This is a genomic window from Streptomyces sp. SM10, from assembly GCF_002910915.1.
Taxonomy (GTDB): domain Bacteria; phylum Actinomycetota; class Actinomycetes; order Streptomycetales; family Streptomycetaceae; genus Streptomyces.
In genome coordinates this window covers 1-20944 of record NZ_NEUF01000009.1, presented here as the reverse complement: position 1 = coordinate 20944, position 20944 = coordinate 1, and the positions used below count along the sequence as shown (strand labels likewise).

18 protein-coding genes and 1 pseudogene are annotated in these 20944 nt (G+C 70.9%); 14 read left to right on the top strand and 5 right to left on the bottom strand.

Annotated elements, in window-relative coordinates; genetic code table 11:
- The first annotated feature begins 4 nt into the window (after window positions 1–4).
- From murG to B9S57_RS00315, 8 genes are all read left to right on the top strand, one after another.
- Window positions 5–1099 (top strand): undecaprenyldiphospho-muramoylpentapeptide beta-N-acetylglucosaminyltransferase, encoded by a 1095-nt coding sequence (gene murG, locus B9S57_RS00355; protein WP_103513505.1) that lies wholly within the window; start codon window positions 5–7, stop codon window positions 1097–1099.
- Window positions 1100–1148: 49 nt separating this feature from the next.
- Window positions 1149–1943, top strand: a complete 795-nt coding sequence (locus tag B9S57_RS00350; protein WP_103513504.1) for a cell division protein FtsQ/DivIB — start codon at window positions 1149–1151, stop codon at window positions 1941–1943.
- A gap of 276 nt (window positions 1944–2219) precedes the next feature.
- A complete protein-coding gene (ftsZ, locus tag B9S57_RS00340; RefSeq protein ID WP_103513502.1) occupies window positions 2220–3434 on the top strand; it encodes a cell division protein FtsZ in 1215 nt (404 codons plus the stop codon).
- Window positions 3435–3451: 17 nt separating this feature from the next.
- Window positions 3452–4192, top strand: a complete 741-nt coding sequence (gene pgeF, locus B9S57_RS00335; RefSeq protein WP_103513555.1) for a peptidoglycan editing factor PgeF — start codon at window positions 3452–3454, stop codon at window positions 4190–4192.
- A gap of 6 nt (window positions 4193–4198) precedes the next feature.
- Window positions 4199–4918 (top strand): YggS family pyridoxal phosphate-dependent enzyme, encoded by a 720-nt coding sequence (locus B9S57_RS00330; protein WP_103513501.1) that lies wholly within the window; start codon window positions 4199–4201, stop codon window positions 4916–4918.
- A 127-nt stretch (window positions 4919–5045) separates the two neighbouring features.
- Window positions 5046–5657: a cell division protein SepF gene (locus tag B9S57_RS00325; protein ID WP_033303289.1), complete on the top strand. Its 612-nt coding sequence runs from the start codon at window positions 5046–5048 to the stop codon at window positions 5655–5657.
- A gap of 68 nt (window positions 5658–5725) precedes the next feature.
- Entirely contained in the window at window positions 5726–6022 is a 297-nt protein-coding gene (locus tag B9S57_RS00320) for a YggT family protein (protein WP_014156754.1), read from the top strand.
- A gap of 49 nt (window positions 6023–6071) precedes the next feature.
- Window positions 6072–7271, top strand: a complete 1200-nt coding sequence (locus tag B9S57_RS00315) for a DivIVA domain-containing protein (RefSeq protein WP_103513500.1) — start codon at window positions 6072–6074, stop codon at window positions 7269–7271.
- 469 nt (window positions 7272–7740) lie between these two features.
- On the opposite strand, the gene ileS is transcribed toward B9S57_RS00315, so the two are convergent.
- Entirely contained in the window at window positions 7741–10890 is a 3150-nt protein-coding gene (gene ileS / locus B9S57_RS00310; protein WP_103513554.1) for an isoleucine--tRNA ligase, read from the bottom strand.
- 563 nt (window positions 10891–11453) lie between these two features.
- On the opposite strand from ileS, the gene B9S57_RS00305 reads away from it, so the two are divergent.
- The 5 genes from B9S57_RS00305 to B9S57_RS00285 all read left to right on the top strand — a co-directional run bounded on the left by B9S57_RS00305 (window position 11454) and on the right by B9S57_RS00285 (window position 16173).
- Window positions 11454–12260: a TraR/DksA C4-type zinc finger protein gene (locus B9S57_RS00305; protein WP_103513499.1), complete on the top strand. Its 807-nt coding sequence runs from the start codon at window positions 11454–11456 to the stop codon at window positions 12258–12260.
- 193 nt (window positions 12261–12453) lie between these two features.
- Window positions 12454–13047, top strand: a complete 594-nt coding sequence (gene lspA / locus B9S57_RS00300; RefSeq protein WP_103513498.1) for a signal peptidase II — start codon at window positions 12454–12456, stop codon at window positions 13045–13047.
- 23 nt (window positions 13048–13070) lie between these two features.
- Window positions 13071–14012, top strand: a complete 942-nt coding sequence (locus B9S57_RS00295; RefSeq protein WP_103513497.1) for an RluA family pseudouridine synthase — start codon at window positions 13071–13073, stop codon at window positions 14010–14012.
- Complete coding sequence (locus B9S57_RS00290) at window positions 14009–14482, top strand: GNAT family N-acetyltransferase (RefSeq protein WP_103513496.1); 474 nt, start codon at window positions 14009–14011, stop codon at window positions 14480–14482. Before B9S57_RS00295 ends, B9S57_RS00290 begins: the two co-directional genes overlap by 4 nt.
- A gap of 104 nt (window positions 14483–14586) precedes the next feature.
- The gene (locus tag B9S57_RS00285) at window positions 14587–16173 is read left to right on the top strand and encodes a Na+/H+ antiporter (protein ID WP_103513495.1); all 1587 of its coding nucleotides are present in this window, start codon (window positions 14587–14589) and stop codon (window positions 16171–16173) included.
- Window positions 16174–16197: 24 nt separating this feature from the next.
- Here B9S57_RS00285 and B9S57_RS00280 read toward each other — a convergent pair whose 3' ends face one another.
- Entirely contained in the window at window positions 16198–17367 is a 1170-nt protein-coding gene (locus B9S57_RS00280; protein ID WP_103513494.1) for a mechanosensitive ion channel family protein, read from the bottom strand.
- Window positions 17368–17404: 37 nt separating this feature from the next.
- Between B9S57_RS00280 and B9S57_RS00275 the strand changes: the two genes are divergently transcribed.
- Window positions 17405–17983 carry a dienelactone hydrolase family protein gene (locus tag B9S57_RS00275; RefSeq protein ID WP_103513493.1) on the top strand — a complete coding sequence of 193 codons (579 nt, stop codon included), beginning with the start codon at window positions 17405–17407 and terminating at the stop codon, window positions 17981–17983.
- A 55-nt stretch (window positions 17984–18038) separates the two neighbouring features.
- Here B9S57_RS00275 and B9S57_RS00270 read toward each other — a convergent pair whose 3' ends face one another.
- The 3 genes and pseudogenes from B9S57_RS00270 to B9S57_RS00260 form a co-directional block, all read right to left on the bottom strand.
- Window positions 18039–19706, bottom strand: coding sequence for an alkaline phosphatase (locus B9S57_RS00270; protein ID WP_103513492.1), 1668 nt, complete (start codon window positions 19704–19706; stop codon window positions 18039–18041).
- 162 nt (window positions 19707–19868) lie between these two features.
- Window positions 19869–20684, bottom strand: a complete 816-nt coding sequence (locus tag B9S57_RS00265; protein WP_103513491.1) for a DsbA family protein — start codon at window positions 20682–20684, stop codon at window positions 19869–19871.
- 49 nt (window positions 20685–20733) lie between these two features.
- Window positions 20734–20944: pseudogene (locus tag B9S57_RS00260) on the bottom strand (hypothetical protein); the annotation flags it as partial.

The window sequence follows — 20944 nt, the reverse complement described above, 5'->3', positions numbered from 1 at the left end:
TTCGGTGCATGTCGTACTCGCCGGCGGGGGGACCGCCGGGCACATCGAGCCCGCGCTTGCCCTCGCAGACGCCCTGCGGAGGCAGGACCCGACCGTGGGAATCACTGCCCTCGGCACGGAGCGCGGACTCGAGACCAGGCTCGTACCCGAGCGGGGGTACGACCTGGCCCTGATCCCTGCCGTGCCGCTGCCGCGGAAGCCCACACCCGAGCTGATCACCGTCCCGGGGCGGCTGCGCGGCACCATCAAGGCCGCCGAGCAGATCCTGGAGCGCACCAGGGCGGACTGCGTGGTCGGCTTCGGCGGCTACGTGGCCCTGCCCGGCTATCTCGCCGCCAAGCGCGCAGGGGTTCCGATCGTCGTCCACGAGGCCAACGCGAGGCCCGGCCTGGCGAACAAGATCGGCTCGCGGTACGCCCACGGGGTCGCCGTCTCCACCCCGGACAGCAAGCTGCGCGGAGCCCGCTACATCGGCATCCCGCTGCGCCGCACCATCGCCACCCTGGACCGCGCCCGGGTCCGCCCCGAGGCGCGTGCCGCCTTCGGCCTCGACCCCAACCTGCCGACGCTGCTGGTCTCCGGCGGCTCGCAGGGCGCCCGGCACCTGAACGAGGTCGTCACGCGGATCGCGCCGCTGCTCCAGCGGTCGGGAATCCAGATCCTGCACGTGGTCGGTCCGAAGAACGAATTGCCGCGCATCGACAACATGCCCGGGATGCCGCCCTACATCCCGGTACCGTACGTGGACCGGATGGACCTCGCGTACGCCGCTGCCGACATGATGCTCTGCCGCGCGGGCGCGATGACCGTCGCCGAGCTCTCCGCCGTCGGGCTGCCCGCCGCCTACGTCCCGTTGCCGATCGGCAACGGCGAACAGCGGCTCAACGCCCAGCCGGTGGTCAACGCCGGCGGTGGTCTGCTGGTGGACGACGCGGCGCTCACCCCGGAGTGGGTGCAGGGCAACGTCCTGCCGGTGCTATCGGATCCGCACCGATTGTATGAAATGTCCCGTGCGGCGGCCGAGTTCGGCCGGCGGGACGCCGACGACCTGCTCGTCGGCATGGTGTACGAGGCGATTGCCGCACGCCGCCAGGCGTGAGGCGGTGCGGACCCGGGGCGTGCGCCCCGGGTCCGGTGAAGGAGCGAGCGTGGCCGGACCGACGACCGCCCAGCGCGGTGAGGCCGAGCGGGCCGACACCCCCGCCCGCCCACCGCACATCGGCCCCGAGGGGCAACGGCTGACCGGTCGTACGCGACTGGTTCTGGCCGCACTTGGCCTCGTGGTGATCGTGGCTGCCACCGTATGGGTGCTCTACGGATCGTCCTGGCTGAGGCTGGAGAAGGTGACGACCACCGGCACCGACGTCCTCACCCGGAGCCAGGTGGAGGCCGCCGCGGCGGCCCCGGTCGGATCGCCGCTGGCCTCCGTGGACACCGACGCGATCGCGGACCGGTTGCGCCAGAAGCTGCCTCGTGTCGACTCCGTGGATGTCGCACGGTCATGGCCGCACGGTGTCAGCCTTAGAGTGACCGAACGGAAACCGGTCCTGCTGGTCGAAAAAGGCGGAAAGTTTATCGAAGTGGACGCGAAGGGCGTGCGCTTCGCCACCGTGGACAGGGCGCCCGCGCACGTCCCGCTCCTGGAGTTGACGCCTGACCGGTCGGCCAGCCTGCGCCGCTTCGGCAGCGACCGCCTGGTCCGGGAAGCCGTCGGCGTCGCGGGGGACCTTCCGGGGGGCATCTCCGGGGTGACCAGGACCGTACGCGTCACCTCGTACGACTCCGTCGTCCTGGAACTGACCCGGGGGCGCACGGTGATGTGGGGCAGCAGTGAGGAGGGGCCCGTGAAGGCGCGGGTGCTCACCGCTCTCATGAAAGCGTCCCCCAAAGCGGGACACTTCGACGTGAGTGCCCCCACCGCCCCTGCGCTGTCGAAGAGTTGACGCGCGTTTGGCCAGGCCAGCCCCCTGGTTGGTCAGCGCTACGGGTGATCACATAGGGTGAAAAGAAAAACGGGAGGTTCGGCGTGTTCGTTGAACGTGCGCCACTTGTCGACTTAGTGTCCTGTTCGGAAGAGTCCAAGAAGCAGACACACTGGTAACCCTAAACTTCAGCGTTAGGGTTTGGGTCGGCGTTCGGACCGACCCAATCGGCATCCGTCGTCGCGGCGGGACTACCGCGAAGCGACGACACGTAACTCGAGGCGAGAGGCCTTCGACGTGGCAGCACCGCAGAACTACCTCGCAGTCATCAAGGTCATCGGTGTCGGCGGCGGTGGTGTCAATGCCATCAACCGAATGATCGAGGTCGGTCTCAAGGGCGTCGAGTTCATCGCCATCAACACCGATGCGCAAGCACTGTTGATGAGCGACGCCGACGTCAAGCTCGACGTCGGCCGTGAACTCACCCGCGGCCTCGGCGCCGGGGCGAACCCGGCCGTCGGTCGTAAGGCGGCAGAGGACCACCGTGAGGAGATCGAGGAGGTCCTCAAGGGGGCCGACATGGTCTTCGTCACCGCCGGAGAGGGCGGCGGCACCGGCACCGGCGGCGCACCTGTCGTCGCCAACATCGCACGCTCGCTGGGCGCCCTGACGATCGGTGTGGTCACCCGGCCGTTCACCTTCGAGGGCCGGCGTCGCGCGAACCAGGCGGAGGACGGCATCGCCGAGCTCCGCGAAGAGGTCGACACCCTCATCGTCATCCCCAACGACCGGCTGCTGTCCATCTCGGACCGCCAGGTCAGCGTGCTCGACGCGTTCAAGTCGGCCGACCAGGTGCTGCTCTCGGGTGTCCAGGGCATCACCGACCTCATCACCACCCCGGGTCTGATCAACCTCGACTTCGCCGACGTCAAGTCGGTCATGTCCGAGGCCGGATCGGCGCTCATGGGTATCGGGTCCGCCCGCGGCGACGACCGCGCGGTGGCAGCCGCGGAGATGGCGATCTCCTCGCCGCTCCTGGAGGCGTCCATCGACGGCGCCCGCGGTGTCCTGCTCTCCATCTCCGGCGGCAGCGACCTCGGTCTCTTCGAGATCAACGAGGCCGCGCAGCTGGTGAGCGAGGCGGCTCACCCGGAGGCGAACATCATCTTCGGCGCGGTCATCGACGACGCCCTGGGCGACGAGGTGCGGGTCACCGTCATCGCCGCGGGCTTCGACGGCGGACAGCCGCCGGCCCGCAGGGAGACCGTCCTCGGGTCGAGCGCCGGTAAGCGCGAGGAGCCGGCTCCGCCGGCCCGGACATCCGAGCCGGCGCGCCAGACCGGTGGACTGGGCTCCGTGCCCCCGCGCGAGGAGCCCCAGACGCCGGCCGAGCCGGTGCCCGTGGTGAACGAGACCTTGGCTCCGCCCGTCTCCCCGCCGCACGTCCCGACGGCCCGTCCCTACCAGGACAACCAGGCCGAAGAGCTGGACGTACCGGACTTCTTGAAGTGATAGATCCGCAGCACGCGGTGAAAGCCGCGGAGTCTTCGGCGGGCGGCGCCCATTTCGCCTTCACCGACAGGTGGGGCGGAGTGAGCGCCGTTCCGTACGAGGAGCTCAACCTCGGCGGCGCGGTCGGCGACGACTCCGCCGCCGTCGGCACGAACCGCGCCCGAGCGGCCCGTTCCCTCGGTCTCGACCCGGCCCGCGTGGTCTGGATGAACCAGGTGCACGGGCGTGACGTCGCCGTGGTCGACGGTCCCTGGGGTGACGCCCCCGACACCTCGGGCATTCCCGCGGTGGACGCCGTCGTGACGACGAGGCGGGAACTCCCGCTCGCGGTCCTCACCGCGGACTGCACGCCCGTACTGCTCGCCGATCCCGTGGCCGGTGTGATCGCGGCCGCCCACGCCGGGCGGCCCGGTCTGGTCGCGGGGGTCGTCCCCGCGACGGTCGAGGCCATGATCACGCTGGGCGCCGAACCGTCCCGGATCGTCGCGCACACCGGACCCGCCGTCTGCGGGCGGTGCTACGAGGTTCCGGAGCAGATGCGCGCCGAGGTCGCCGGCGTCGTCCCGGCCTCGTGGTCGGAGACGAGCTGGGGGACACCAGCGGTGGACGTCACGGCCGGCGTCCACGCCCAGCTCGACGAGCTCGGCGTCGCCGACCGGCACAGCTCGCCGTACTGCACGCTGGAATCGGGCGACCACTTCTCGTACCGCCGCGACCGCACCACGGGTCGGCTCGCCGGATATGTCTGGTTGGACTGATAGGGCATGACGGATCGCAGGACTCAACTCGCGGCGAACCTGGCACAGGTGGAGGAGCGGATCGCTTCCGCCTGCGTCTCGGCCGGGCGCAAGCGGGAGGACGTGACCCTCATCGTGGTCACCAAGACCTACCCCGCGAGCGATGTGCGCATGCTGCACGAACTCGGTGTGCGCCACGTCGCGGAGAACCGGGACCAGGACGCCGCACCCAAGGCCACGGCGTGTGCGGACCTGTCGCTCACCTGGCACTTCGTCGGACAGTTGCAGACCAACAAGGTCCGCTCCGTGGCCGGTTATGCCGACGTGGTGCAGTCGGTGGACCGGGTGAAGCTGGTCACGGCCCTGTCGGCGGCCGCGGTCAGGGGTGAGCGTGAGCTCGGCTGCCTCATCCAGGTCGCCCTCGACGCGGAGAGCGGCGAGCGCGGGGACCGGGGAGGCGTCGCACCGGACGCGATCGAGGAGTTGGCCGCGTCGGTGGACGCGGCGCAGGGGCTCAGGCTCGACGGCCTGATGACCGTCGCCCCGCTCGCCGGACCGTACGCCGGACGGCAACGGGCCGCCTTCGACCGCCTGATGGAATTCTCATCCCGCCTGCGCGGGAACCATCCGGCTGCGAACATGGTCTCTGCTGGGATGAGCGCGGATCTCGAGGACGCGGTTGCGGCCGGAGCGACACATGTACGCGTCGGTACGGCGGTACTCGGAGTCCGACCCCGGCTCGGGTAACGTCGCGAAGCAAGTCGGACCACAGCAGAAAATATGGTCATTCCCGCTTGCCGCGGGCGGGCCGGAGTGGATCTCGGGCACTTGGTGACACGAATGCCGATCCACCACAGAGCGGAGGACTCGGAGCATGGCCGGCGCGATGCGCAAGATGGCGGTCTACCTCGGCCTCGTGGAGGACGATGGGTACGACGGTCCGGGGTTCGACCCCGATGACGAATTCGAACCCGAGCCGGAGCCCGAGCGCGACCGGCGGCGGCATCAGCCCGCGCATCCGGTGGAGCGGGAACGGGACGAACCGGTACGAGCGGTGCAGCCGCCCGCACCGAGAGAACCGGTTCAGCTCCCGGCGGAAAGCGGACGACCCGCCCGAATCGCCCCCGTGGCATCCATCACACCTGACCGCCCGAACATGGAGAAGAACGCACCGGTGATCATGCCCAAGGTCGTGTCCGAGCGGGAGCCCTACCGGATCACCACGCTGCACCCCAGGACCTATAACGAGGCCCGTACCATCGGGGAACACTTCCGCGAGGGCACTCCGGTGATCATGAATCTCACGGAGATGGACGACACGGACGCGAAGCGACTTGTCGACTTTGCCGCAGGACTCGTCTTCGGTCTCCATGGCAGCATTGAGCGCGTGACGCAGAAGGTGTTCCTGTTGTCGCCTGCTAACGTCGATGTCACGGCGGAGGACAAGGCCCGCATCGCAGAGGGCGGGTTCTTCAACCAGAGCTGAGAACACCGGGAACAAACCCGGCCGGGAGGCCGGGGCTACGAGAGCCAGGGGAGAGGGAAGCGCGGAACATGGGCGTCGCACTGGATGTGGTCTATATCGCGCTGATGTGTTTCCTCATCGTGCTGATCTTCCGGCTGGTCATGGACTACGTCTTCCAGTTCGCACGTTCATGGCAGCCAGGCAAGGCGATGGTGGTCGTTCTCGAGGGCACTTACACTGTCACGGATCCACCACTGAAGCTTCTGCGGCGGTTCATACCGCCGTTGCGTCTCGGGGGCGTGGCACTTGACCTGTCCTTCTTCGTTCTGATGATCATCGTCTACATTCTGCTCAGCCTCGTGGGCAAGCTTGCGAGCAGCGTGTGAACGATACGGTCTTGCCGACTGCCGACGACTACGTAGAGGTGAAGAAGAGATGCCGCTGACCCCCGAGGACGTGCGGAACAAGCAGTTCACGACCGTCCGCCTCCGAGAAGGCTATGACGAGGACGAGGTCGATGCCTTCCTCGACGAGGTCGAATCGGAGCTGACCCGTCTGCTCCGTGAGAACGAGGACCTGCGCGCCAAGCTGGCCGCCGCCACGCGCGCGGCCGCGCAGAACCAGCAGCAGAACCAGCAGCAGGGAATGCGCAAACCCCCGGAGCAGCAGGACCGGCCGGGCGCCCCGGTGCCCGCCGCCATATCTGGTCCACCGGTACAGCAGCAGCAGCCCCCGCAGATGGGTCCCCCCCAGCTGCCCGGTGGCGCTCCGCAGCTGCCTGCCGGTCCCAGCGGCCATGGTCCTCAGGGTGGCCACGGTCCCGGTCCGCAGGGCCCGCACGGCCCCGGCCCGATGCAGGGCGGTCCCATGGGTGGCCCGATGGGCGGCCCCATGGGCGGTCACGCTCCCCAGCAGCAGCAGCAGCAGCAGCAGATGCAGCAGATGCAGCAACAGCAGCAGCAGATGCAGCAGCCCGGTCAGGGCCCCGGTGGCGACAGCGCCGCCCGTGTCCTCTCCCTTGCGCAGCAGACCGCCGACCAGGCGATCGCGGAGGCCCGTTCCGAGGCCAACAAGATCGTCGGTGAGGCGCGCAGCCGTGCCGAGGGCCTCGAGCGTGACGCCCGTGCCAAGGCGGACGCCCTGGAGCGGGACGCTCAGGAGAAGCACCGCGTGGCGATGGGCTCGCTGGAGTCGGCCCGCGCGACGCTGGAGCGCAAGGTCGAGGACCTGCGTGGCTTCGAGCGCGAGTACCGGACCCGTCTGAAGTCCTACCTGGAGAGCCAGCTGCGTCAGCTGGAGACCCAGGCCGACGACTCGCTGGCTCCGCCGCGGACCCCCGCCGCCGCCTCGCTGCCGCCGTCGCCTTCGCTGGCTCCGGCCGGTGCGGGTGCGATGGGGCACACCATGGGTGGCAACCACGGCGGTCACGGCAACCAGCAGATGGGCGGCGGCAACCAGTCGATGGGCGGCGGCAACCAGTCGATGGGCGGTGGCCCGTCGTACGGCGGCGGCCAGCAGCAGATGTCGCCCGCGATGACGCAGCCGATGGCGCCGGTGCGGCCGCAGGCGCCGCAGCCGATGCAGCAGGCGCCGTCGCCGATGCGCGGGTTCCTGATCGACGAGGACGACAACTGATCGGTTCGCGCTCGCTGAGCGCGTAGCCGTCGGCAGGCAGAGGGCCGGGCCCCGGGGATCTCCCCGGGGCCCGGCCCTTTGGCGTGGGTCCGGCCCGGAGCGGGGTGAGGCGGGCCCCTGCGGCGGGGCGTGACCCTACCCGCCCCTTCCCGGAACCGGGGCTCCGCCCCGGACCCCGCTCCTCGATCGCCGGAGGGGCTCGGGGAGCGATATCGGCGGGCCCGGCCGGAGAGGCCGGAAGGGCCGGCGAGACCGCATCCGGGGGCCGACGGTGGATTCGGACGGGGCCGATGGCGGACTCGAAGGGGGTCTGGAGTGGTCTCGGCGCGGGCTCGGAGCGGAGTCAGCAGGGGGCCGGGAGCGGAGCCGGTGCGGGCCGGGAGCGGCGTCGGCGGAGCCGAAGGGCGAGCGGACGGCGAAGAGCCCGGCCGGAGGCAGGTCCGGCCGGGCTCTTCGGGTGTGATCCGGGCTACTGCTCCGTCTTGCGGAGGCGGAAGACGAGAGCCAGGCCCTCGTCCTCGAACGGGGCGCCGTACGTGTCGTCCGCCTCACCCTGCGCGTAGTCCAGGGCCAGGACCTCGTCCGCGATCAGCGTCGCGTGCGCGGTCAGGGCCTCGGCCGTCTCCGGGGACGCCGACGTCCAGCGGACGGCGATCCGGTCCGCCACGTCCAGGCCGCTGTTCTTGCGGGCCTCCTGGATCAGCCGGATCGCGTCGCGGGCCAGTCCGGCGGCGCGCAGCTCCGGGGTGATCTCCAGGTCCAGGGCGACCGTCGCGCCCGAGTCGGACGCCACCGACCAGCCCTCGCGCGGGGTCTCCGTGATGATGACCTCGTCGGGGGCGAGGGCGATCCGCTCACCGTCGACCTCGACCGAGGCCGTGCCCTCGCGCAGCGCCAGCGACAGCGCGGCGGCGTCGGCGTCCGCGACGGCCTTGGCGACCGCCTGGACGCCCTTGCCGAACCGCTTGCCCAGCGCACGGAAGTTCGCCTTGGCCGTGGTGTCGACCAGCGAGCCCCCGACCTCGGAGAGCGACGCCAGGGACGAGACGTTCAGCTCCTCCGTGATCTGCGCCCGCAGCTCCGGCGTGAGCGCCTCGAAGCCCGAGGCCGCGACCAGGGCGCGCGACAGCGGCTGCCGGGTCTTGACCCCCGACTCGGCACGGGTCGCCCGCCCGAGCTCCACCAGGCGGCGTACCAGGGCCATCTGCGAGGAGAGCGACGGGTCGATCGACGCCGGGTCCGCCTTCGGCCAGGACGACAGGTGCACCGACTCCGGAGCGTCCGGAGCGACGGGGACGATCAGGTCCTGCCAGACCCGCTCGGTGATGAACGGGGTCAGCGGGGCCATCAGCCTTGTGACCGCCTCGACGACCTCGTGCAGCGTGCGCAGGGCCGCCTTGTCACCCTGCCAGAAGCGGCGGCGCGAGCGGCGGACGTACCAGTTGGACAGGTCGTCCACGAACGCGGAGAGCAGCTTGCCGGCACGCTGGGTGTCGTAGCCCTCCAGTGCGGTGGTGACCTCCTCCACCAGGGTGCCGAGCTCGCTCAGCAGCCAGCGGTCCAGGACCGTGCGGTCGGCCGGGGCCGGATCGGCCGCGGACGGCGCCCAGTTCGACGTACGGGCGTACAGGGCCTGGAAGGCCACCGTGTTCCAGTACGTGAGGAGCGTCTTGCGGACGACCTCCTGGATCGTGCCGTGGCCCACGCGGCGCGCCGCCCACGGGGAGCCGCCCGCCGCCATGAACCAGCGGACGGCGTCGGCGCCGTGCTGGTCCATCAGCGGGATCGGCTGGAGGATGTTGCCCAGGTGCTTGGACATCTTCCGGCCGTCCTCGGCGAGGATGTGGCCCAGGCAGACCACGTTCTCGTAACTCGACCTGTCGAAGACGAGGGTGCCGATGGCCATGAGCGTGTAGAACCAGCCACGCGTCTGGTCGATGGCCTCCGAGATGAACTGCGCCGGGTAGCGGTTCTCGAAGACCTCCTTGTTCTTGTACGGGTAGCCCCACTGCGCGAAGGGCATCGAACCCGAGTCGTACCAGGCGTCGATGACCTCCGGGACGCGGTACGCCTCCAGCTGGCAGTTCTCGTGCGAGCAGGTGAACGTGATCTCGTCGATGAACGGGCGGTGCGGGTCCAGCTCCGACTGGTCGCGGCCGGTGAGCCCGGAGAGCTCCGCGCGCGAGCCGACACAGGTCAGGTGGTCGTCCTCGCAGCGCCAGATGGGCAGCGGGGTACCCCAGTAGCGGTTGCGGGACAGGGCCCAGTCGACGTTGTTGTTCAGCCAGTCGCCGAAGCGGCCGTTCTTGACCGATTCCGGGAACCAGTTGGTCTTCTCGTTCTCCTGGAGCAGCCGGTCCTTGACCGCCGTCGTGCGGATGTACCAGGACGGCTGCGCGTAGTAGAGCAGGGCCGTGTGGCAGCGCCAGCAGTGCGGGTAGCTGTGCTCGTACGGGACGTGCCGGAAGAGCCTGCCGCGCGCGGCCAGGTCCTCGGTGAGCGTCTCGTCGGCCTTCTTGAAGAAGACACCGCCGACCAGCGGGAGATCCTCCTCGAAGGTGCCGTCGGGACGCACCGGGTTCACCACCGGCAGGCCGTACGCCTTGCAGACCAGGAGATCGTCGGCGCCGAACGCGGGGGACTGGTGGACCAGGCCCGTACCGTCCTCGGTCGTGACGTACTCGGCGTTGACGACGAAGTGCGCCTCGCTCGGGAACTCGACGAGCTGGAAGGGGCGTTCGTACGTCCAGCGCTCCATCTCGCGGCCGGTGAAGGTCTCGCCGGTGGGCTCCCAGCCCTCGCCGAGCGCCTTCTCGACCAGCGGCTGTGCCACGACCAGCTTCTCCGTGCCGTCCGTCGCGACGACGTAGGTGACGTCGGGGTGCGCGGCGACGGCGGTGTTGGAGACGAGGGTCCAGGGCGTCGTCGTCCAGACGAGCAGCGCGGCCTCGCCGGCCAGCGGTCCGCTCGTCAGCGGGAAGCGGACGAAGACCGAGGGGTCGACGACCGTCTCGTAGCCCTGGGCGAGCTCGTGGTCCGAGAGGCCGGTGCCGCAGCGCGGGCACCAGGGGGCGACGCGGTGGTCCTGGACCAGCAGGTCCTTGTCGAAGATCTCCTTCAGGGACCACCACACGGAGTCGACGTACTCCGGGTCCATCGTGCGGTAGGCGTCGTCGAGGTCGACCCAGTACCCCATGCGGGTCGTGAGCTCGGCGAACGCGTCGGTGTGACGGGTCACCGACTCACGGCACCTGGCGTTGAACTCGGCGATGCCGTACGCTTCGATGTCCTTCTTGCCGTTGAAGCCCAGCTCCTTCTCCACCGCGAGCTCGACCGGCAGGCCGTGGCAGTCCCAGCCGGCCTTACGGCCGACGTGGTAGCCCTGCATGGTGCGGAAGCGCGGGAAGACGTCCTTGAAGACGCGGGCCTCGATGTGGTGGGCCCCGGGCATGCCGTTGGCGGTCGGCGGACCCTCGTAGAAGACCCACTCGGGGTGGCCCTCGGACTGTTCGAGGCTCTTGGTGAAGACCTTGTTGTCGCGCCAGAAGTCGAGCACGGCGTGCTCGAGGGCGGGCAGGTCGACCTGGGCGGGTACCTGGCGGTACTGCGGCGATGTCATGTGCGGGCTTCCTCCGGCGGACGTCTTCCACTTCCGTCGGAGGGACGAGAGCCGGATCAGCTCCCGCGGTACCACCCTCCTTGGCCCCGGGCGTGCGCCCGTGGCCCCCTCATTGGGGTCGCGATGCCGGGTCTAGTCGCCCTGTGACCGTGGGGGAGCCCACAGTCCAAGGCTTTCTTCCGGCGGCTCCGGGGTGATGTTCACGTCGCGCCAGCCCCCGGGCTCCCACCGTCCCCGGGTCGCTCCTGGCCGCGTACGACGCTACTCGTCCCATCCACGCCTCTCGCTGCGGCCAGTGTACGGGCCCGCGCGCGCGACGCCCGACCGGTTTTTCCACGGGGCGGTGCTTGACCCGAATGGCCAGTCGGGCCGGACGGAGTCCCTGAGGGCGTGCGGGGGCGGATTACCGCGCGGGGAGCTGGGCACAACGGTTGCAGGCGCGCCACCGCCCTGCCGCGGGAGGTGAGAACCGGCGGCGTGCCCCGTTGCCGCGGAGCTGGGGTCGATTTATCGTCCCAGCACGATTCGCGTGCAAGATCACAATATGTGAAGGGGCCGCGGCCATGGTGGCGAAGAAGACCGCCGTATCGAGAACGGCGTCGATGAGATCCACGGCTGCGGCTGCCGAGGAGGAGCACGGGAGCGCGGGCGAGGAGGCCGGTCCGGAGCCGGACCAGGAGAAGCCGGCCGCGAAGAAGGCGGCGAGGAAAGCCACGAAGAAGGCCGCGAAGAAGGCCGTCGCGAAGAAGGCGGCGGCCCGGCCTGCGGAGCCGGAGCGGACCGGCGGGGAACCGACGCGTCACGGGCCGGCGAAGAAGAGCACCGCGAAGAAGAGCGCAGCCGAGAAGGCGTCGAAGAAGGCCACGGGGGCGGCCCGGGCCGCCGAGCAGACAGGAGCCCACACGGTGGTAGCCAAGAAGAGCGCGGCCGGGACCACGGAGGCAGGAGAGGGCACCGCGACAGCGACGGCGCCCGGAGACCTCGCCGTCAGGCCGGGAGAGGACCCCTGGACCCCGGAGGAGGTCGAGGCGGCCCGGACCGAGCTGACCGGTGAGGTCCTGCGGCTGAGGAGCGAGCTGGAGGCGTCGGGCGCGGCGCTCGCCGGTCTGATGCGCGACTCCGGGGACGGGGCCGGCGACGACGACGCGGACACCGGCACGAAGAACATCACCCGCGAGCACGAGCTGTCCCTGGCGGCCCACGCCCAGGAGACCCTGGACCAGACCGAGCGGGCCCTGGCCCGCCTCGACGCGGGGACCTACGGGCTCTGCGAGGTCTGCGGTAAGCCGATCGGCAAGGCGCGGATGCAGGCCTTCCCTCGGGCCACGCTCTGCGTCGAGGACAAGCAGAAGCAGGAGCGGCGCGGCTAGCCGATCCGTCCGGATCGCGCCCGGATCATGCCGCGTCATGGTCCGGGCCGCCTCCGGGACCCGTCCGGGCCGCGTCCGGACGAAAGGTCCGGGCGGTGGCGGAGGCCCGGGACGGTCCGGGGCCTGAGGCCCCTGACAGCCTGGGTGTGTCGTACCCTCGTCCTCAGTCAGGCACCTAGGTTGAGGGACTCACGTGGCAGAGGCGGAGCGCATCATCGGTACGCCGGATATCCCTGATGCCGAGGGGGCCGACGGGGCTGAGCCCCAGCACCCGGCCGAGGGCTCGACCCGGGCCGGCCGGGGCAGGAAGAAGGTCCTCGCCCTCCTCGTCGTGGCCGTCCTGGCCTACCTCCTGGACCTGATCAGCAAGATGATCGTGGTCGCGAAGCTGGAGCACGAGGAGCCCATCGAGATCTTCGGTGAGTGGCTGAAGTTCGACGCGATCCGCAACGCGGGCGCCGCGTTCGGGATCGGCGAGGCGTTCACCGTGATCTTCACGGCCATCGCGGCCGTCGTGATCATCGTCATCGTCCGGCTCGCCCGGAAGCTCTACAGCCTGCCCTGGGCCATCGCCCTGGGGCTGCTGCTCGGCGGGGCGCTCGGCAACCTCACCGACCGCATCTTCCGCGCGCCGGGCGTCTTCAAGGGCGCGGTGGTCGACTTCATCGCCCCCGCGCACTTCGCCGTCTTCAACCTCGCGGACTCCGCGATCGTGTGCGGCGGAATCCTCATCGTGATCCTCTCCTTCAAGGGCCTGGACCCCGACGGCACCGTGCACAAGGACTAGCGGGCGCAAGGCATACTCGACTGGTGAGTACGTATCCCGAGGTCCGCACCCTGCCCGTACCCGACGGCCTGGAGGGCGAGCGTGTCGACGCCGCCATCTCCCGGATGTTCGGTTTCTCCCGCACCAAGGCCGCCGAGCTGGCCTCCGCCGGGAAGGTCCAGGTGGACGGCGCGGTGGCCGGGAAGTCCGAGCGGGTGCACGGCGGTGCCTGGCTGGAGGTGGAGATGCCCCAGGCGGCCGCTCCGGTCCAGATCGTCGCCGAGCCCGTCGAGGGCATGGAGATCGTCCACGACGACGACGACATCGTCGTGATCATGAAGCCGGTCGGTGTGGCCGCCCACCCGAGCCCCGGCTGGACCGGCACCACCGTCATCGGCGGTCTCGCCGCGGCCGGCTACCGCATCTCCACCTCGGGTGCCGCCGAGCGCCAGGGCATCGTGCACCGGCTGGACGTCGGCACCTCCGGCCTGATGGTCGTGGCCAAGTCCGAGCGTGCCTACACCCTGCTCAAGGCGCAGTTCCGCGACCGGGTCGTCGAGAAGAAGTACCACGCGCTGGTGCAGGGCCACCCGGACCCGATGAGTGGCACCATCGACGCCCCCATCGGCCGCCACCCGCAGCACGACTACAAGTGGGCCGTCACCGCCGAGGGCAAGCCCTCCGTGACCCACTACGACCTCATCGAGGCCTACCGCGCCGCCAGCCTTCTCGACATCAAGCTGGAGACCGGGCGCACGCACCAGATCCGCGTGCACATGTCCGCCCACCGCCACCCCTGCGTCGGCGACCTGACCTACGGCGCCGACCCCACGCTGGCCAAGCGCCTCGGCCTGACCCGGCAGTGGCTCCACGCGGTCCGGCTCGGCTTCGAGCACCCGGCCGACGGCGGCTGGGTCGAATTCGAGAGCACCTACCCGGACGACCTGCGCCACGCCCTCGACACGATCGCCGCGGAGAGCCAGTGACCTCCGTCGCCTCGTACAGCACCCGAAGGGCCCTCGACGAGAGTGACCTCGCGGCCTGTTTCCAGGTCCGCAAGGACGTCTTCGTCGGTGAGCAGCAGGTGCCCGAGGAGCTCGAGTACGACGCCCACGACCCTGCGGCGGTCCACGTCCTGGCGGTCGCCGCGGACGGCTCCGCGCTCGGCACGGGACGGCTGCTGCACGGTGAGGCGGCGGCGGACCGGACCGACGGCGACCCCGCGGCCGGCTCACTGGGCCGCCTCGCGGTGACCCGCGAGGCCCGCGGCCTCGGTGTCGGCGCCGCACTGGTGCGGGCGATCGAGGAGGAGGCCCGCGCGCTGGGCCTGGCCGCCGTGGACCTGCACGCCCAGACCCACGCGCTCGGCTTCTACGAGCGGCTCGGCTACACGGCGTACGGCCCCGAGTTCCCGGACGCCGGGATGCCCCACCGGGCCATGCGCCGCACACTCTGACCGCGCGGCCCGCGGGGGCTGCCGCGGGACGGCCGGTCCGGCGTGGCACGCTGGGAGCCCTGGCCCGCTGATCAACGGGTCCGGCGCGCTGCGGAAGGCACAACGTGGACCAGATGGCACTCCTGCTCCTGCTTCTCCTCGGAGCGGTGGTCACGGTGCCACTGGGGGAGCGGCTGGGTCTGCCCGCGCCCGTGCTGATGACGCTCGCCGGGATCGGCATGGCCTTCGCGAGTTTCGTCCCCGACGTGGACATCCCGCCGGAGGTCATCCTCCCCGCCCTGCTGCCCCCGCTGCTCTACGCCTCGGTGCAGCGCACCTCCTGGCGGCAGTTCGCGGCCAACAGGCGGCCGATCTTCCTGCTGGCGGTCGCCCTCGTCTTCGTCACGACGGCGGCCGTCGCCGCGGTCGCCGACGCGATCGTCCCCGGGCTGCCCGTCGCCGCCGCCGTGGCGCTGGGTGCCCTCGTCGCCCCGCCCGATCCCGTCGCCGCCACGGCGGTCGCCGGCTCGGTCGGACTGCCGCGCCGCCTCGTCTCGATCCTGGAGGGCGAGGGGCTGTTCAACGACGTCACAGCCATCGTCCTGTACCACGTGGCGATCGCCGCGGCCGTCAGCGGCACCTTCTCGCTTCCCGAGGCCTTCGGGCTCCTCCTGCTCTCCGCGGTCGTCGCCGTGGTGGTCGGGCTGGTGCTCGGCTGGCTGACCATCAAGCTGATGGGGCTGCTGGGCGACGCCACGCTCCAGGTCGGCCTGACCCTGCTGGTCCCCTTCGTCAGCTACGTGCTCGCCGAGGAGCTGATGGGATCCGGCGTGCTCGCGGTCCTCACCACCGCGCTCTTCCTCGCGGAGCACGCCGCGGACGCCGACGACGTCCTCGGCCGCCTCACCGGCCGTTCCTTCTGGGAGATCGTCGACACCCTCGTGACCGGTGTCGCCTTCGGCCTCATCGGGCTGGAACTCCACAGCGTCTTCGGCACCGCCGACGGCCGGGAACTGGAGCTCGTGGGATGGGGGCTGGTGATCGTCGCGGTCGTCGTCGGCGTACGGCTCCTCTGGCTGCTGCCGGCGACGTGGCTCGCCAAGCGGCTCCACCGGCGGCGTGAGTACGACGAGGAGATCCCCACCAACTGGCGGGAGACCATCGTCATGTGGTGGGCGGGGATGCGCGGGGTGGCCTCCGTGGCGCTCGCGCTGGCGATCCCCCTGGAGACCGACGACGGGAAGCCGTTCCCCGGCCGGGACGAGATCGTCTTCATCGCCTTCGCCGTCATCATGGCCACCCTCGTCTTCCAGGGCCTCACCCTGCCGTGGCTCGTGCGGAAGCTCGGCGTCAGGGCCGACACCGAGGCGGAGCAGGCCCTGGAACGCGCCCTCGCGATCCGGGCCGCCAAAGCGGCCAAGCACCGCCTCAAGGAGATCGAGGACGCCGAGGACTTCCCCGAGGACGTCCAGGAGAGGCTGCAGCGCGCTGCGTACGACATCGGGGCCCGGATCAGTCCGGACATGCTCGACGACGAGCGGCGCGAGGCCTACGCCCAGCGCGCCGAGCGGTTCAGGACGTTCGGCCGGGTGCAGCGAGAGCTGCTGTCGGCAGCCCGCCACGAGGTGCTCTCCGCCCGCAGCGAGCCCGGCGCGGATCCGGAGGTCGTGGACCGGGTGCTGAGGAACCTGGACGTGCGCAGCCTGCGCTGACGGGCCCGCCGCGGCGCGCGGGGGTCAGCCACGGCCCGTACGGGGACTCCTGTCGGTGTCGACCGTCTGCCCGTTCGCCGACGGGCCGTGTGCCGCACCGGCCAGCTCCCGCTCCCGCTCACGCGACGAGCCCGGCTCCCGACCGTGGTCGCCCGGTGCCTGTGCGGCGGGTGCGGTCATGACGCGGGGAAGCGCGTACGGATGCGTCTCCCGGAGCCAGCTGATCATCTGCTCCCGCACGGCGCACCGCGCGGTCCAGACGTCGTCGGCGTCCTTGGCGGTGACCACGGCGCGGACCTCGATCGTCGTCGGGGTGGTGTCCGTCACGGCCAGGGACCAGTCGCGGCCGTCCCACGCGGCACACTCGCCCAGGATGTCCCGGAGCCGTTCGCGCATCGCCGCGATCGGCGCGGCGTGGTCGAGCTGGAAGTAGACGGTGCCGGTCATCTGCGCCCCGCCGCGGGACCAGTTCTCGAACGGCTTGCTGGTGAAGTAGGACACCGGCATCGTGATCCGCCGCTCGTCCCAGGTGCGGACGGTGAGGAAGGTCAGGGTGATCTCCTCCACCGTTCCCCATTCCCCCTCCGCCACCACGGTGTCGCCGATCCTGACCATGTCGCCGAAGGCGATCTGGAACCCGGCGAAGAGGTTGCCGAGCGTCGACTGCGCGGCGACACCGGCGACGATGCCGACCACACCTGCCGAGGCGAGCATCGAGGTGCCGACCGTGCGCATCGCGGGGAAGGTGAGCAGCATCGCCGCGATCGCCACCGTCGCGACCACGGCGGTGACCACGCGCTGGATCAGGGTGACCTGGGTGCGGACCCGGCGAACGCGTGCCGCGTCGCGCGAGGCCGAGGCGTACCGGGCGTAGGACGACTCCACGACGGTGGCCGCGACCCGCAGGACCAGCCAGGCCGACGCCGCGATCAGCACCAGGGTCAGGGCCTGGCCGATCACGGCGCGGTGGTCCCGGATCGGCTCCAGGCGGATCTGGCTGAACGTGGCCCTCAGCAGGGCGGTGCAGAACACCACCTGCAGAGGTGGCCGGCAGCGCCGCAGCAGACCCCACAGCGGGGTCTCGCTGTGCCGGCTGTCTGCGCGGCGCAGCATCAGGTCGACCACCCATCCCAGCACCAGGGTGATCACCACCGAACCGCCCACCACCAGCAGCGGGCGCAGTATGTTCTCCATCCGGTCGTCCTCCAAGACTCGGGGCGCGCCTGGCACCATGGACCGCATGAACATCATGCTTTTCCACTCGACCTACGGTCTGCGGCCGGCCGTGCACGCGTCGGCGGACCGGCTGCGCGCAGCCGGCCACGAGGTGCGCGTGCCCGATCTCTTCGAGGGTCACACCTTCGAGACGGTCGAGGAAGGACTGGCCTTCAAGGAGGAGGTCGGCAAGGACGAGCTGCTCAAGCGCGCCGTGCTGGCCGCCGCGCCCTACTCGGACCAGGGCCTCGTCTACGCGGGGTTCTCCTTCGGGGCGTCGGTGGCGCAGACCCTCGCGCTCGGTGACGCGAAGGCGCGGGGACTGCTGCTGCTCCACGGCACGTCGGACATCGCGGAGACAGCCTCGGTGGACGAGCTGCCGGTCCAGCTGCACGTCGCCGACCCCGACCCCTTCGAGTCGCACGACTGGCTGACCAGCTGGTACCTCCAGATGCAGCGCACCGGCGCGGACGTCGAGGTCTACCGCTACCCGGGCGCCGGGCACCTGTTCACCGACCCGGACCTGCCCGACCACGACGAGGACGCGGCCGAGCTGGCCTGGAAGGTCTCGCTGGGCTTCCTCGCCACGCTGTAGCCGCGGAAAGGGGCCGCGCACCCCGGCGCGCGGCCCCTTCGGCGTACTCCAGTGGTCAGCGCACCGGGGCGTCGGCCCTCTCGATCCTCTGTGTGCCGCTGCGCGTGCGGTACGAGCGGGCCCAGGACGACGTCGCGTCCCGCCTCGTCTTGTCGGAGACCACGTAGTAGTCCATCTGGGAGCGTTCGGCCGTCACGTCGAGGACGCCGTAGCCGTGCCCGTCCATGTCGACCCACTTCACATGGCGGTTGGCTGCCTTGACCGCGGCCGCCGCGACCACCGAGACCGTCCCGGGGGCGACCCGCAGGATGTCGTCCAGGTTGTCCGAGGTGACCGACGTCACCACGAACTCGGTGGCCGCCGAGGCGGACAGCGGATAGGTCGCCGCCTTCACGGGCACGTCGTTGGCCCACGCCATGTGGATGTCGCCGGTCAGGAAGACCGTGTCCCTTACGGCGTTCTCCCGCAGGTGCGCGATCAGCTCCTTGCGGTCGTCCGTGTAGCCGTCCCACTGGTCGACGTTGACCGCCAGCCCCTCCGCGGGAAGCCCGAGCAGCTCCGCCAGCGGAGCCAGCAGATGGGCGGGCAGGGCGCCGAAGGCCACCGGGGAGATCATCACCGAGGTGCCGACCAGCTTCCAGGCGGCGTCCGAGGCGGTCAGCCCGGCCTTGAGCCAGTCCAGCTGGGCCCGCCCGGTGATCGAGCGCTCCGGGTCGTCGACCGCGCCGTCGCCGATCGACGCCTGCTCGGAGCGGAAGCTGCGCAGGTCGAGCAGGTGCAGCTCGGCCAGATCGCCGAAGCTCAGCCGCCGGTAGACGGTGCCCTCGGTGGAGGCGCGGACCGGCATCCACTCGAAGTACGCCTGCTTCGCCGCGGCCACCCGGGCGGCCCAGGCGCCCTCGGTGCCGGGGGTGTGGTTCTCGGCTCCCCCCGACCAGGCGTCGTTGGCGAACTCGTGGTCGTCCCAGATCGCGATCACCGGGTGGGTGGCGTGGAGCGTCTGGAGGTCGGTGTCCGTCTTGTACGTGCCGTGCCTCAGGCGGTAGTCGGCGAGGGTCAGGATCTCGTGGAGCGGGGCGTGCGGGCGTACGACGGTGTCCCGGGTCGGGTAACTGCCCGACGCGTACTCGTAGATGTAGTCACCCAGGTGCAGCACGGCGTCCAGATCGGCACGGGCCGCGAGATGGCGGTACGGGGAGAACCAGCCCGCCTCCCAGTTGGCGCAGGACACCACGCCGAAGCGGATCCCGGCGACCTTCGCCCCGGCGGCGGGCGCCGTGCGGGTGCGGCCGACGGGGGAGAGGACGCCCTGGCCGCCCTCCTGGCCCCCGTGAGCGGCGGCCGCGAAGCGGAACCAGTACGTCGTCGCCGGGCGCAGCCCCCGGACATCGGCCTTGACGGTGTGGTCGGAGCCGGCCCGTGCGACGGCCGTGCCCCGGGCGGCGATCCGGGAGAAGGCCTTGTCCTCGGAGACCTCCCAGGTCAACGGTGTGTCGGGGCCCAGGCCCGAGCCCGGCAGGGCGTCCGGGGACGGGGTGACGCGGGTCCACAGGAGTATGCCGTCGGGCAACGGGTCGCCGGAGGCGACGCCGTGCAGGAAGGCCGGGCCGTCGGCGGCCCGGGCACTGGTCGAGGTCAGCACGGAGCCGGCGACCGCGGTGGCTGCGGCGGCCTTGACGACCGTGCGGCGGGTGGGTGCGGCGGAGAGGTGTCGTCTGGTCACGGGCGATCACCCTACTGGCGGGTAGAGCGAACGGGCGGGCGAACAAAGGAAGTTCGCCCGCCCGTTGGCTGAATGACGCCCGGAGTTACGTCGGCCGCCCCGGTCCGGCCGTGAGTCTTCCCGCCGTTCTGCGGGCGCGGAGTCCCCGGAGCCGGTGGTCCGTCAGCCCTTCAGGGCCTTGGTGACCGCCGCGTTGAAGTCGGCCACCGTCATGGGGGCGTTCTCGCTGCCCTCGGCGGTGAGCGTCTTGCCGTCCATCTTGAGGGTGGGTGTCCCCTGGACCCCGCTCTTGTCGAACGTCTTGGACATCTTGATCGCCCAGGCGTCGTACGTACCGTCCTCGACGGCCTTCTGGAAAGCCTTGTTGCCCTTCAGCGCGTCCACGGAGTCCGCCACCTCGATCAGGTAGCTGTCCTTGGCGAACTTGTCGTTCGTCTCCTCGGGGTGGTACTTCGCGGAGTACAGAGCGGTCTTGTACTCCAGGAAGGCCTCCGGGCTCACGTCGAGCGCCGCACCCAGGGCGCTCAGGGCGTTCTTCGAGCCCTCGCCGCTGTCGGAGTTGTCGATGAAGGTCGCGCCGACGTACTTGATCTTGTACTTGCCCGCGTCGACGTCCTTGGCCACGGTCTCGCCGACCGTCTGCTCGAAGGTGGCGCAGATCGGGCAGCGCGAGTCCTCGTACAGCTCCAGGGTCTTCTTGGCGCTCGACTCGCCGATCACGACGGTCGTGCCGTCGTCGCCCGAGGTGTTCTTGGGCGCGGTGACGTTCTTCGCGTCCGCCGCGGCGTCCCAGGCGGAGGGCTTGTTCAGTTGCATCACGCCGTAGCTGACGGCGCCGGCGATCGCGAGCACGCCGACGATCGAGACGCCGACGACGACCTGCTTGCGTACCTTGTCCTTCTTCGCCTGGCGCTCGCGCTCCACGCGCAGCCGCTCGCGGGCGGCGGACTTGTTGGCCTGGCTGTTGCGACTGCTCATGGGAGTGCTCCGTAGGGGTGGGGATGGCTCAGGGGGTCGTACCGCGTGCTCAGGCAAAGCTGAAGGCCGAGCGCGGCGGACCCCTCCGTCCCACGGAGTGCACGAGGAAGCGGGCCGGGGCGAGCGGGTGGACGCGTCCGGCGCGCCGGACGCGGGACCGCGCCGGATGTCGCACCGCGCCCACCACGGCGACCGCGGTGAGCAGGGGGCGGAAGGCGAAGGCGGCCGCCGCGCGCACCAGGCCCGCGAGGGCGGACTCG

What these genes read in the sequence shown, in the direction of transcription:
- B9S57_RS00325 (WP_033303289.1), top strand. Translation starts at nt 5,046, where the DNA reads ATGGCCGGCGCGATGCGCAAGATGGCGGTCTACCTCGGCCTCGTGGAG.
- B9S57_RS00265 (WP_103513491.1), bottom strand. Translation starts at nt 20,684, where the DNA reads ATGAGCAGTCGCAACAGCCAGGCCAACAAGTCCGCCGCCCGCGAGCGG.
- B9S57_RS00305 (WP_103513499.1), top strand. Translation starts at nt 11,454, where the DNA reads ATGGTGGCGAAGAAGACCGCCGTATCGAGAACGGCGTCGATGAGATCC.
- B9S57_RS00275 (WP_103513493.1), top strand. Translation starts at nt 17,405, where the DNA reads ATGGACCGCATGAACATCATGCTTTTCCACTCGACCTACGGTCTGCGG.
- B9S57_RS00280 (WP_103513494.1), bottom strand. Translation starts at nt 17,367, where the DNA reads ATGGAGAACATACTGCGCCCGCTGCTGGTGGTGGGCGGTTCGGTGGTG.
- B9S57_RS00330 (WP_103513501.1), top strand. Translation starts at nt 4,199, where the DNA reads ATGACGGATCGCAGGACTCAACTCGCGGCGAACCTGGCACAGGTGGAG.
- B9S57_RS00315 (WP_103513500.1), top strand. Translation starts at nt 6,072, where the DNA reads ATGCCGCTGACCCCCGAGGACGTGCGGAACAAGCAGTTCACGACCGTC.
- ileS (WP_103513554.1), bottom strand. Translation starts at nt 10,890, where the DNA reads ATGACATCGCCGCAGTACCGCCAGGTACCCGCCCAGGTCGACCTGCCC.
- B9S57_RS00320 (WP_014156754.1), top strand. Translation starts at nt 5,726, where the DNA reads ATGGGCGTCGCACTGGATGTGGTCTATATCGCGCTGATGTGTTTCCTC.